This is a genomic window from Streptomyces sp. NPDC002690, assembly GCF_053592415.1.
Window position 1 is genome coordinate 1 of the sequence record NZ_JBSFVR010000217.1, and the last position, 12,459, is coordinate 12,459.

Annotated in this window: 12 protein-coding genes and 1 pseudogene; 9 read left to right on the forward strand and 4 right to left on the reverse strand. The window is 71.7% G+C overall.

The features are described 5' to 3' along the window. Positions 1-114 precede the first annotated feature (114 nt). The 7 genes and pseudogenes from ACWD3D_RS24090 to ACWD3D_RS24120 all read left to right on the forward strand — a co-directional run. A pseudogene (locus ACWD3D_RS24090) lies at positions 115-540 on the forward strand (spherulation-specific family 4 protein); the annotation flags it as partial. Continuing rightward, the gene (locus tag ACWD3D_RS24095) at positions 537-1,511 is read left to right on the forward strand and encodes an endo alpha-1,4 polygalactosaminidase (protein ID WP_451462890.1); all 975 of its coding nucleotides are present in this window, start codon (positions 537-539) and stop codon (positions 1,509-1,511) included. The pseudogene ACWD3D_RS24090 and the gene ACWD3D_RS24095, both read left to right, overlap by 4 nt. Before the next feature lie 78 nt (positions 1,512-1,589). Beyond that, entirely contained in the window at positions 1,590-1,955 is a 366-nt protein-coding gene (locus tag ACWD3D_RS24100) for a S24 family peptidase (RefSeq protein ID WP_451462891.1), read from the forward strand. Positions 1,956-2,187: 232 nt separating this feature from the next. Beyond that, on the forward strand, positions 2,188-2,697 hold the full coding sequence (locus tag ACWD3D_RS24105; RefSeq protein ID WP_451462892.1) for a DUF4232 domain-containing protein: 510 nt from the start codon (positions 2,188-2,190) through the stop codon (positions 2,695-2,697). 126 nt (positions 2,698-2,823) lie between these two features. After that, a complete protein-coding gene (locus ACWD3D_RS24110) occupies positions 2,824-3,486 on the forward strand; it encodes a M15 family metallopeptidase (RefSeq protein ID WP_451462893.1) in 663 nt (220 codons plus the stop codon). 215 nt (positions 3,487-3,701) lie between these two features. Next, positions 3,702-4,388: a hypothetical protein gene (locus ACWD3D_RS24115; protein ID WP_451462894.1), complete on the forward strand. Its 687-nt coding sequence runs from the start codon at positions 3,702-3,704 to the stop codon at positions 4,386-4,388. Between the two features lie 118 nt (positions 4,389-4,506). Then, positions 4,507-5,148, forward strand: a complete 642-nt coding sequence (locus ACWD3D_RS24120) for a DUF6461 domain-containing protein (protein ID WP_451462895.1) — start codon at positions 4,507-4,509, stop codon at positions 5,146-5,148. A 49-nt stretch (positions 5,149-5,197) separates the two neighbouring features. Here the strand turns inward: ACWD3D_RS24120 and ACWD3D_RS24125 are convergent, their stop codons facing one another. The 3 genes from ACWD3D_RS24125 to ACWD3D_RS24135 form a co-directional block, all read right to left on the reverse strand. Continuing rightward, a complete protein-coding gene (locus tag ACWD3D_RS24125; RefSeq protein WP_451462896.1) occupies positions 5,198-5,845 on the reverse strand; it encodes a TIGR03086 family metal-binding protein in 648 nt (215 codons plus the stop codon). Between the two features lie 238 nt (positions 5,846-6,083). After that, positions 6,084-7,397, reverse strand: a complete 1,314-nt coding sequence (locus ACWD3D_RS24130; protein ID WP_451462897.1) for an SLC13 family permease — start codon at positions 7,395-7,397, stop codon at positions 6,084-6,086. Between the two features lie 17 nt (positions 7,398-7,414). Continuing rightward, the gene (locus ACWD3D_RS24135; RefSeq protein ID WP_451462898.1) at positions 7,415-8,599 is read right to left on the reverse strand and encodes a CaiB/BaiF CoA transferase family protein; all 1,185 of its coding nucleotides are present in this window, start codon (positions 8,597-8,599) and stop codon (positions 7,415-7,417) included. Between the two features lie 131 nt (positions 8,600-8,730). Between ACWD3D_RS24135 and ACWD3D_RS24140 the strand changes: the two genes are divergently transcribed. Next, positions 8,731-9,621, forward strand: coding sequence for a LysR family transcriptional regulator (locus ACWD3D_RS24140; RefSeq protein WP_451462899.1), 891 nt, complete (start codon positions 8,731-8,733; stop codon positions 9,619-9,621). Positions 9,622-9,715: 94 nt separating this feature from the next. Then, complete coding sequence (locus tag ACWD3D_RS24145; protein WP_451462900.1) at positions 9,716-11,191, forward strand: hypothetical protein; 1,476 nt, start codon at positions 9,716-9,718, stop codon at positions 11,189-11,191. A 48-nt stretch (positions 11,192-11,239) separates the two neighbouring features. Here ACWD3D_RS24145 and ACWD3D_RS24150 read toward each other — a convergent pair whose 3' ends face one another. Then, positions 11,240-11,980 (reverse strand): DUF4232 domain-containing protein, encoded by a 741-nt coding sequence (locus ACWD3D_RS24150; RefSeq protein WP_451462901.1) that lies wholly within the window; start codon positions 11,978-11,980, stop codon positions 11,240-11,242. Positions 11,981-12,459: the final 479 nt, after the last annotated feature.

Consider the following 12,459-nt stretch of genomic DNA (forward strand, 5'->3'; position numbering starts at 1 on the left):
TCGTGTCCTTCTCGGCGATCGTCACGGGCTCGGTGTTCACACCGGCCATCGAGGCGAGAGTGATCCGCCCGTTCGCGCCCTCCGGGACCACCGTGCCCGGACCTGGTCCTCGCCGACTTCAGGCTCCACCGCGAGTGGTACGGGGTCGACGGCTGCTTCCTGGACCAGGTGACCTCCACCTCGGTGGACCTGCCGGCATGCCGCCGGCTGGTGCGCCGGGTCAGGCGGGAGGGGGCGCGGGCGGTGGTGCTGAACCCGGGGGTCCAGCCGGCCCCCGGCTACACCCGGCTCGCCGACCTCACCGTCACCTTCGAGGGACCCTGGTCGACGTACGTCTCGGCCTTCACCCGGCCGCCCAAGGCGGGGAAGGAACCTGCCGACCGGCTCTGCCACCTGGTCTACGGGGTGCCGGAGGCGCTCGTACCACTCGCGGTGCGCACCGCGGCCGAGCGGGGGGCAGCGGTGTGCGGGCCCGTCACGGGCGAACTGCCCAACCCCTGGGCAGCGTTGTCGCCCGCACTGACCGGGAAGGAACGATGAGGAACACCATGGCGACCTGGCGGGCGGCCCTCGTGGCGCTGCTGGCGGCGGCGGCGCTCACGGCGTGCGGCGGTACGACGGACGAGGACCGGGCGGGAGGGGCGGGCGAGAGCCCCGCCTCCCCGGACGCGCCCGCGCGCGACCCGCACGCCTCCCGGACACCCACGACGTCCGCGACCCACCGGCCGTCACCCGGGTCGTCGGCTCCGGCCTCCCCGACGACAGGACCGGCCACCGCGTCCGCGCCCGCGCCCGCGAAGGGCGGCTCCACCGGCTGGTGGCGTCCCAAGCCGGGACTGGACTGGCAGTGGCAACTCAACGGCCGGGCGGACCAGTCGGTGGACGTGCCCGTCTACGACATCGACGGCTTCGAGAACTCCGCCGCCGACGTGGCCCGCCTGCACCGCGACGGCCGCAAGGTGATCTGCTACATCAACGTCGGCGCCTGGGAGGACTTCCGGTCCGACAAGGCCGCCTTCCCCGCGTCGGTCCTCGGCTCCGGTGACGACTGGGACGGCGAACGCTGGCTGGACGTACGGCAGATCGCGGTACTGAAGCCCATCATGGCCAAGCGCTTCGACATGTGCCGCGCCAAGGGGTTCGACGCGGTGGAACCGGACCTCGTCGAGGCGTACAACAACGACAGCGGCTTCGACATCACCGCCGCCGACCAGCTCGCGTACAACAGGATGATCGCGAAGCTCGCCCACGAGCGCGGCATGGCCGTGGGCCTGAAGAACGACCTGCCGCAGATCCCCGCCCTGCTGAAGGACTTCGACTTCGCGGTCAACGAGGAGTGCGCCCAGTACGACGAGTGCGGCGAGCTGACGCCGTTCGTCGAGGCGGGCAAGGCGGTCTTCCACGTCGAGTACGAGGTGCCCGCGTCCGACTTCTGCGCGGACTCCCGCCGGCTGGGCCTGTCGTCCATGGAGAAGAAGCTCGAACTGGGGGTGTGGCGGAAGGCCTGTTGACGCCTTCGCCCCCCGGGGTGTGGGCCACGGCGAGGAAAATCGATGGGCCGCCGCGGGGGGATCTGCCACGATCACCGGATGGGTGCATTGGACGCAGTGGCGGACCGGGTCGCCGCAGGGGCCACCGTGACGTTCCGTCCCAGCGGCACCTCCATGGTGCCGCTGATCCGCCACCGGCAGCAGGTGGTCGTCGCTCCGGTCGACCCGTCGGCACTGGAGACCGGGGACATCGTCCTCGCCCGTGTCGCCGGGACGGTTTACCTGCACGTGGTGTCGTCCGTGGATCCCGCGAAAAGGCGGGTGCAGATCAGCAGCAACCGGGGCCGCGTCAACGGCTGGACCGGCTACGCGCGCGTCTTCGGCATCTGCGTGGCGGTCGACGGTGTCGCCCGGAAAGGGACCGTGGACAAGGCGGTCGAAGCCGGCTCGAACGGCTGCTCCTGAACCTGACGCTCCAAGCCTCGCGGCGGTCCCGGGCGCGGCTGTCCGCCGGGGCGCGCGGCGGACGCGGGAATGCCCGCACGGGGGGCGGGGCGCCGACGAATCCGTGTACGGAAAACCAATTGTGGCGATTCCGGGACATCCACCACGGGCGAACACGGGCAGGCATGACGTCGACCATGGTTCCGGCGGCGATCAGCCGCAGGCCATCGAACAAGGCAAGGAACGTTCTTTGATGCGTACCAACCAGAGGATCGGCGTCGTCCTCGCCCTCACCGTGCTGACGGGCGGGGCAGTGGGCGCGGGAGTCGTGCAGGCCGCTGCGGCGACGAACGGAAGCGGTGCTCCCTCGGCCTGCCGTCCGGCCAACCACACGGCGACGATCGCTCCGTCGGACAGCTCCGCGGGTCACCGCCACTACCGCGTCACCCTGACCGCGCCGCGCGGGTACGAACCGTGCGAGCTGGCCGGATCGCCCAGCGACGCGCGGTTCCTGGACCACGGATCGGACAGCGGCATCACGGCGGGCACCTACGGCGACCAGGGCGGTGCGGTGACCTTCGGGCCGGGGCACCCGGTGCACTTCGACATCCAGGTCCCGAACACCGGTCTGGTCACGTCCGTGGACGAGGCGTCGTTCACGCTCCGGGCTCCGGGCGGCGAGATCCCCGGCGCGTCCTTCGCCGAAGGGGCGTTCACGGTGGCCGCCGGCACCCTTGTCGGACCGGTCCAGCAGGGCGCCTGACCGTCCTCCGCACCGGTGGCGTTCTGCGGGCAAGCCCTTGGGACGCCACCGGTCGTGAGCCGGTTCAAGCCGGTGACGCGCCCCGGCAGGTTCTTCACCGATCGCGCGGTGCGGGATGATCGGCCCATGAGCGAGATCATCTTGATGTCGGATCCGACCGTCACCGCGATAACCGTCGCGGAGTGCGGGGAGCCCCTCGTGGACGTCCGTGAGGACGGCCGGCTGCTGGTCGACACCCGCAAGCAGGACCCGGCGGACGCCTTCGCCCACCTGCGCGCAGGCGTGCTGCGGCGGCTGATGGAGGCGCAGGCGTTGCTCCCGGAGGGCCTGCGGCTGCTGTTCGTCGAGGGATACCGGCCGCCCGCCCTCCAGCGCGCGTACTTCGAGGAGTACGCCGACCAGCTGAGGGCCGCCCACACCGACTGGCCCGCCGACCGGATCCACTCGGCCGCCAGCCGGTACGTGTCCCCGCCCGAGATCGCCCCGCACAGCGCCGGCGCCGCCGTCGACCTGACTCTGGTCGACGCCGACGGCCGGGAACTGGACATGGGCACCCGGATGAACGCGGACCCCGAGGAGAGCGACGGCGCCTGCTACACCCATGCCCCCGGCATCGGCGCGGAGGCCCGCGCCCACAGGGACCTGCTGGGTTCCGCGCTCACAGCCGCCGGGCTGGTGAACTACCCCACCGAGTGGTGGCACTGGTCCTTCGGCGACCGGTACTGGGCACTGATCACCGGGGCGACCGCGGCCGTGTACGGCCCGAAGGAGCCGGCCCGGCAGGTCTGACGGCCGGCACGGGCGGTGGGCCCGGCCCGAACCGTTGACTTGTGACGCCCCATGTGAGGGGTCCGCGAAGCGGGGCCCCTGCGGCATACCGACAACAGGGAAAGACCTTTCCGATGCACGCACGGACCGCACGACCCATACGTTCCCAGCACACCGGTTCCGCGTCCGCCGTGGGCGAGGGCATCGCGCCGTTCACGTCTTCTCTCGTCAGGACGGTGTTCAGAGACGTCACCGCGCTGCAGGTCTCGCCATCGGCCGCCCGTGCCGCCGCGGCGGTGACACGGACCGTCCTGACGGACCTGATCGACGGCGCGCAGCGAGCGGCGGGGGAGGCGGACCGGAGGAAGCTGCTTCCCAGGGACCTGGTGACAGCCATCGACCGGGATGTCGAGCTGGAGGTGGGAGGTGCCTGGTACCACCACAGCCCCACGTTCAAGGGGCTGACCGAGGTCGTGCACGACGCCGGGGGTGCCGTCGTAACCGCTCCCCGGCGCAGCAGGTCACGCAAGCACAGCGCTGTCGTGGGTGCCCACAGGTTCGAGACGGCGATCAGGAAACTGCTGCGCGACCGGGGCGCCGCGGCCGTCCCGACGATGGTCCGCGACCTGGACGGGCTCGCGAGCGTGTTCCTGACGGACCTGGCCCGGGACGCGGCCATGGTCCTCCGGGAGGGCGGGATCAGACGGTTCGGCACGGTCACCTTGATGGCGCCGGGCGAACCGTCCGAGACGCGCTCGTCCGTGCCGGAGTCCGTCCAGACCCTGTCCACCCGTACGGGAGACGGGCGGACCATCGGCAAGGACGACGTCCTGGCCGCCACCATGATCCAGTTGTTCGGCGACGTCAGGCAGCGAGCCCTCGCCGCGGCGCGCGAAGCGGCAGGGACCGGCGCGGGCGGCTGAGCGGCGCCACGGGGATCGCCGCCGGACGCGTTCACCGGGCCATGCATGACGGATCGTCCTGTCAGTGCCGCTGCGTAGGGTGAACCCGACGATCGGTTCAGGGGTGAGGGGCGAACGCGTGGGCGACGGGATTCGGTGGCTGGTCGACCTGGAGCACTGGATGTCCAGCGTGGTGTTCGCACGCGGGATATCGGCGCAGGAACTGGCGGTGCGTATGGGAGGCGAACGGGACGGCGCGACGGAGCCGATCACCGACGCCGAAGCATGGGAACTCGGCGAGTGGTACCGGCCGGGCGAGGACGGCGACGGTGTCGTACGGGTCGGAGAGCATGGAGGCTGGTCCTACGCCTTGGAGTACGGGGACTCGACCGGCGGGGACCTGCTGGCCGAGATCTCCCGAGAGGGCGTTGAAGCCGTCCACTACGTGCCGATGATGGAACACCCGCCGGCCACGGTGCACTACGCCCGGGACGGCGTGGAACTCTGTGGATTCGGGCTGGGCGAGGAGATCTGGCGCTGGGGCCGGGAGCCCGACCTGCTGCTCGCCGAACTCGTGAGCGGGTCCGTGCTCCAGCCCGACGGGAAGACGTGCGTCGCACCCGAACGGGAGCACTACGCCGTCACCTACCGGCGCACCCTGGCCGTCGTCGAGCAGCGGTTCGGACTCTCACTCCCTCCGGACTGCCTCGAGGAAGCCCGCCTGCCGGCGTACGCGGTGCGTGGTACCCCGGACATGCGTGTCCGACCTCTCGGGGTGTGACCGCGAAGTCCCGTGCCGGAACGCAGTTCCCCACCCCCAGGGGCAGCCCTCACGCCACCCGGTCAGCCCGGCGCCCCAGGTGGTGGAGCAGCGAGGACGCGTCGTCCGCCGCGGCTGCGGGTTCGATCGCCGAGGCGTACGCGAAACCGCGCAGCGGCTCCACGAGGGCCTTTGCGGCCGGGCGCAGGGCGCGGGCGAGCGAGGGCGTCAGCGACGAGGGCTGCCCCGTGGCGACGGCGATGTCCCACGCGTGGATCGCCAGGTCGAGCGCGGCGGCCCCCACCGCGACGGCAGCCGGTACCTGGAACGGCGGAAGCGGCACCGGAACGGCGGGAGCCGCGGGATCGATTCCGCCGAACGCCCGGGCCGAGTCGGCCAGTACGGCTTCCAGCAGCTCGTCCGGCGCGCCGTCCAGCGAGCCGGAGGGCGAGAACGGGTCGTACGACGGACCGGGCCCGTCCGTGATCTTCGAGACGAAGGCGGCCTGGTCCCCGATGGCGTGTCGCAGTACCTGGGTGACGTTCCACTGGTCGCAGGGGGTCGGCAGGTGCCAGCCTTCCGGGGCGACCTTCGCGACGACCGCCCGCATCGCGGCGTGGGCCTCGTCCAGGACGGGCCACTCCGTCGCCGCGGCGACTTCGGTCCTTTCGGACTGCCCTGTGGTGCCGGTGCGGTCCTCGGGCGTGATGTCACTCATGGAACTCGTCGCCTCCTGCGTCGCCGTGTGATGGGGTCACATCAGGGCCTGTATCGAGTTCCGGGCCGGGCGCGGCGTCCAGCCCGGAACTCGATACAGGCCCTGGAGCCAACGCGGGCGCGTTCGGGGCGCTTTGACCTGCGGAAGACGCGTGTGACGCCCGGTGGCACGGAGAGCCGCCCGCCGGCGGCGGGACGCGCGGACTGTCCGGCGGCCGCCGCCGAGAGCGCTGTCCCCGTCACCACCACCCGAAGGCGAAACACGCCAGAGCGGGACCGACCACCACGGACACGAGCCCGCACCGCAGGAGTTGGCGGAAGAGTGGCGTACGGTCCTCGGGCTTCGCGGCGCCGAGGATCAGCCCGCCCGTGATGCCCAACGGGTTGATGTCGACCAGGATCGAGGCCAGCGCGACCGCGAGTACCGCACCGACGGGCGACGCGCCCTCGGCGACCACGGCGGGAACCAGCGGGATCGTGGTCGCGAAGACCGCGATGGAGCTCGCGGCGAAGGAGGTGACACCGGCGATGTAGCAGAGGACGAGCAGGCTCAGCATCGGAGAACCGTCCACCCGCAGCAGATCGCTGATCCGGGTGAAGGCACCCAGGTCCTGCATCAGCCCGACGTAGGTGAGCAGCCCGCCGATGAGCAGCACGATGTTCCACGGGATGCGGGAGATGATCTCGTTCGGATCCAGCCGGAGCGCGAGCTGCTGGACGACCGCGGCGGTGAGCCCCAGGTAGCCGATGTTGATGTCGAAGCCGACCGACAGCACCACCACGGCGAGCAGGCATCCCAGGGTCAGGTAACGGCCCCAGACCGGCGTCGGGGCGCGACCGGCGGTCTCCTCGGCGGCGGACTTCCCCGTGTCGGACGAGGCGTCCCGCGAGGCGCCGTCGGACGAGGCGTCCGGCTCGCCGACCGGCGTGAGACGGCCGCGCGGCATGGTTCCGGTGCGGTACCCGAACACAAGACATCCGGCGCAGATGAGGAGGCCCGCCAGCAGCCCGCCGAGGAAGAAGGTGACCGGCGCGGAACCGGGCAGGTCGAGCCCCATCTTGTCGCCCAGGTTGTTGGCGCTGGTGCCGAACACGGCCAGGGGCGAGAGGAGACCGCTGATGATGCCGGTGATGCCGAGGACGGCCGCGATGAACGGGGGGATCCCGTACCGGGCGGCGAGCCCCAGTGCGATGGGCGCGACGATGGCGGTGGCGGCGGCCGGCAGGGTGCCGACCGCCGTCAGCACGGCACCGACCAGGAACGGCACCAGCGCGACCAGCAACGCACGCCCCCCGACCATGCGGAGCACGCCGTCGAGGAGCCAGTCGAGCGTGCCGTTGATCTGGGCGACGGCGAACAGCGCTGTTATCCCGACCAGCAGGACGAAGAAGTCGCCCGGGAAGAACGCCGTCACCTCGTCCGCGGTGCGGTCGGCGGCGAGACCTACGAGGAAGGCGGCCGGCAGGGCCGCGAGCCCGATGTTGAACCTCGGGACGAGCGTCGCCAGGAAGAGGGCGACGAGAACGACGATCGAGACGTCGGCCATGGACATCGTTGAGTCTCCCTGGATCAGATGACGCCGCGGACGGCGAGGTCGTCGATGGCGGCGGGTTCGAGGCCGAGTTCGCCGAGCACGGCACGGGTGTGCTCACCCAGGTGCGGCGCACCGCGGTCGACGATCTGGCCGAATCCCGAGAACCGTCCGGCGGAGCCCTGCACCAGGCGGGTGCGTCCGTCGTGCTCGTCGGTCACCTCGACCACCGATCCACGCGCCCGCACATGGGGGTCGGCGCAGATGTCGGCGGCGGAGTTCACGGGCCCGCAGGCTACGCCCGCCTCGTCCAGCAGCTTGGTCAGGGGCGCGAGATCGTGGTCGGCCACCCAGGCGGCCACCCGCCCCTCGATCTCCGCGCGGTGCTCGATCCGGGCCGACATGGTGTCGTACGCCGCGAGGTCCGGGGCGTCCATCGCGACGACCAGCCGGCGCCACATCTGCTCCGTCGACGCGGGCAGGGCCATCCAGCGCCCGTCGCGGGTGCGGTAGAGGTTGTTGGGGCTGATGTGCGGATTCTCGTTGCCCTGGCGTTCCCTGGCCTCGCCGGTCTCGCCGTAGTCGACGATGAAGTCCTCCATCATCCGCAACAGCGGCTCGTACAGCCCGATGTCGGCCAGCTGGGGCTCGCCCGTCAGGTCACGCTGGCGCAGCGCGAGCATCGCCGCGAAGGCCGCGTAGATCCCGGTGACCCCGTCGGCGACCGGATACCCCGCGAACACCGGCGGACCGTCGGGGAATCCCGTGCGATGGGTCAGCCCGGCGAAGGCCTCCGCGACACGGGCGAAGCCCGGGCGCTCCGCGTACGGGCCGGTGCGCCCGAAGGCGCTCACGTGCACCATGACGAGGTCGGGCCGGTGGGCGAGAAGGTCCTCGAAGTCGATGGAGAACCGGCGCAGGGTCGCCGGCCGGAAGTTGGTGACCACCACGTCGGCGGTGGCGGCGAGCCGGCCGACGAGGCCGGCGGCCTCCGGGTGGTGCAGGTCGATCGTCACGCTGGACTTGTTGCGGCCGACGACCGCCCAGCCGGCGGAGACGCCGTCGTCGTCGAGCGGCGGGTAGCCGCGCGCGGGGTCACCCGCACCGGGCTGTTCGACCTTGATCACCTCGGCGCCGAACTCGGCGAGGAGGGAGGAGGCCAGGGGACCGGCGAGGACGGTCGAAATGTCCAGGACACGCACGCCATTGAGAGGTCCGGGCACGAAAAATCCTTTCACGAGCAATCAGCACGTCACGGCGATGCGTGACCCGCGTCACGATGTCGTGGCACGTTCGCTGCGGGAAGATGCCGCCCACTGGATCCCGTGATAGCCAATGGCAATACCCTGGGCCGATGCGAGTCGAACGCGCCCGGTACTTCCTGGCCGCGCTGCGCACGGGATCTCTCCGCTCGGCGGCGGCGGCCTGCGGTGTCAGTCAGCCCACCATCGGACAGCAACTCACCGTGCTGGAAGAGGAGTTGGATGTCGTCCTGCTGACCCGGAGCCCGGGAGGTGTGCGCGCGACACCGGCCGGTGAGGCGCTCGTCGGCCCGTTCACCCGCCTCGTGGCGGCCGAGGACGCCGTGCGCGAGGCGGCGCTGGCCTCCAACGGGACCTACCAGGGCCGGGTGTCCATCGGCGGCGGTTCGGTGACCGTCGAGACGATCGTCGCCCCGGTCGTCGGGCGGCTGCTCGCGGACCACCCGGGCCTGCGTTTCTCCGTGCGCGAGGGTCCCTCGGGCGACATCGAGAGCGCGGTGCTGGGCGGCGACCTCGACCTCGGCGTGGTCACCACGCCCGACGAACCCGCCCCGAGCGGCCTCGCCCGCAGGCGGCTGATGACGGCACCGCTCGGCGTCCATACCCGGCCCGACCATCCGCTCGCCCAGCGCGACGAGGTGACCTGGGACGACCTGGAGCACTGGCCGATCGTCACCATGAGACCCGGCACCGTCCTGCACCAGCGGCTGCGCAGACACCTCCCCAAGGGGCAGGTGATGGTCGAGGCGATGTCGGCGCGCACCGTGCAGACCATGGTCGCCCGAGGTGCCGGTATCGGACTCCTCGCCCTTTTCGACACCCGGCAGTCGGCAGGCGACCTGATCTGGCTGCCGCTCGCGGACACGGAGCCGGTGGAAGTCAGCCTGGTCCAGCGCGCCGACAGCCAGCCCTCCCGGTCCTCCACCGTCGTACGGCGGCTCATCACCGCCCGCGCCGACGAACTGCTGGGACGCCAGGCCTGAGCGGGCCGGAGCGACCGGCCGCCCCCGGCGGTGTGCGGAGAGCGACCGTGTGCGAAACTCGGCGATCATCTCAGTGGAGCGGGAGGCCCCCGGAATGTCGGACGCCACCAGCAACCCCATCCACCTGGGCGCGGTGGTGGACGGTCTGGCGAAGAACCCCGCGCTGCCGCCCGAAAGCTTCCACCGGCTCTTCGCCCACCGCAGGGGACGTGGCGAGATCGCCAAGCGGCCTGACCTGACCGACGACATGATCGGCGCGATCATTGCCGTCGGCGACGTCTGGCTCACCCACTCGCTCGCCCTCAACAGGGCTCTGCCGTACGCGTGTCGGATGACGCTCGTCGGGCATCCGGACCCCGGAATCCGGGTGGCCGTCGCGGTCGCCGCAACCGATGCACCGCGAGAACTGTTCGAGAGACTGCTCACCGACCCGGATGCGCGGGTGCGCGAGCAAGTGGCGCGGAACGACCACGTCCCAAAGGATCTGCGCGCCCGGCTGGCGGCCGACCCGGACCCCGAAGTCCGCGCCGCGCTCGCCCAGTGGTGGACCCGGGCTCCCGAAGCGGTACGCCGCATCCTGCTGACCGATCCCGACGACTCGGTACGCGCGGGAGCCTGTTCGACCCACTACCGGCGGCTGCCACACCCCGTACCCCCCGCCGATCTGGTCCCCGCCTTGCTGGCCGACCCGGTCACGCGCGCCGGAGCGGTACGCCACACCGTGCTGGACGCCGAGGCCGCTTCCCGGCTGGCCGACGACCCGGACGAGGACGTACGCCGGGAACTCGCCGCACACCCCGGACTCCCGCCGTCGGTGCGCGACGTACTCGCCGAGGACTCCAGCGCGCTCGTCAGGATCCGCGTCTTCGCCCGTTTGGACACCCCGCCCTCGACCCGTGCCGCGATCCACGCGTGGATCCTGACCGACGACCACGGGGTCGACTGGCTCGCCGACCACCACGAGGACCTGGACGACGACGCGCTGGACCGGGAGTTGACACGCCACCTGGCGCGGGTCGAACTCCGCACGGTACGGCTCCCGTGGGTGACGGCCGACCCCCTGCCGCACGTGGACTCGCCCTACGCCTGCTTCCGCGCGTCGGCCGCGATGTCCGACCGCCTCCCCTGGCACGTCGTGACCCGGCTGCTCCACGACGAGAAGAGCGACGTCCGTACGACGATGGCTCTGCACGCCCGTGACAGGATCGATCCCGCGACCGCCGAACGCATCGACCGGGGCTACCGACCGGCCAAGAGAACCGCGTGGCGTCCGGCCGACGAATTCCCCCTCCCGGCAGCCGTTCTGCGCCGACTGGCCACCGATCCCGAACCGAGAATGAGACAACTGGCCACGCGCGACCCGGATCTGCCGGTGGAACTTCTCCGCGCTCTGGCGGTCGATTCCGATCCGACGGTGCGCCGAACGGTCGCGGCCCATCCCGGAGTTCCGCTCACGGTACTGACACGGCTGCTGGCCGATCCGTCGGAACACGTCGGGACCGCGGCCGCCGCCAACCTTGTTCTGCCGCCCGCGGAGATGCACCGGCTTCTCGCTCTCGCCGGGCTGTGAGCACTCCGGCGTGCCGAGACACCGTCACGGCACGCCGCGGGTCGTCCCTCAGCCGCCCGACACCGCCGTCGTCGTGAAGCGGTCGCCGCAGACGAGCGGGTCGGCGGTCCGCAGGGTGAGCGCCCGGGTGGAGCCCGGCGGATAGACCTTGAGGTAGTCGGGCCGGCCCCAGCAAGGGGAGTCGGAGACGCCCTCGTTGTTGGTGTGCAAGGTGACCTCGGCCGTACCACCGGGGCCGATCGCCGTACGTGTACCGGCCGTTCCCTCGTGCGTGGCCGGGACTCCGACCGCGCTGCCGTCGCGACGGATCAGCGAGACACCGGGGTAACCCGTCAGTGCGCAGGTCTCCTTGGACGTGTTCGTGAACCTGAGCCGGTAGTAGACCTGCCCCGCGCCGGCGTCGGCGGGCGACAGGCTCATGGTCAGCGCCTCGGCCGCGCACCGCTGTACGGCGCTCGTTCCACCCGCGCCGGAAGGCGTGGCGGGGTCGGACGGTCCGGAGGGGGCCGGGGCGGTGTCCGAGGCCGAAGGGCTGCCCGCGGTCGGCTCACCGGACGCGATGGGCGCTTCGGGCGTGGACCCGCCCGGTACGGAGCTGCTCGCCCCGGCCGGTTCGGTGGCGCTGCTGCCGTTGCCGCCGCAGCCCGCCGCCGCGAGTGCGATCGACGCGGCCAGCACCGGGACGACGCCGAACCGGCGGAACCCACCGGAACGCGGCGTACGCGCGCGGGGCCCCGGGGCGGGGGAGCGGACGGCGGACGGTGTGGTGGTGCGCGGGAGAGTGTCCATGTCTCCCGCCTGCTCGGTCCCGCGCCGTCCGAACCTCTCCGTCGTGGAACAGGACCGGAATCGGTACCGGAAGAGGAAATACCTCGCGCGGAAACGTACGAACCGGGGCTGGTACGGCTCCGGGGCGCGCGCCGGAACGCACGAATCGCGCCGCGCGCCCGGTCCTGGGACCATGGAGCGGTCGGAACAGCAGCTTCCGTACGGTCCCGATCCAGCTGGAGGTGACCATGTCATCGAAGCGCCGGCGTAAGAAGAAGGCCCGTCGCAAGCATCCCGCGAACCACGGCAAGAAGCCTCAGACCTGACGTCCCGTCCCGCGTCCCTTCACCTCTCACGCGTCTCCCGCACCCCGCGATGCTCGTGCGGGACGCGCCACGGACAGCGGGACGGACGGGTTCTTGACGTGCCTGGCCTGCCACGACCCGGGTTCGGCCCCGCCGCACACGCGACGGGATGCCCAGGCCGGTCGCCGCCATGTA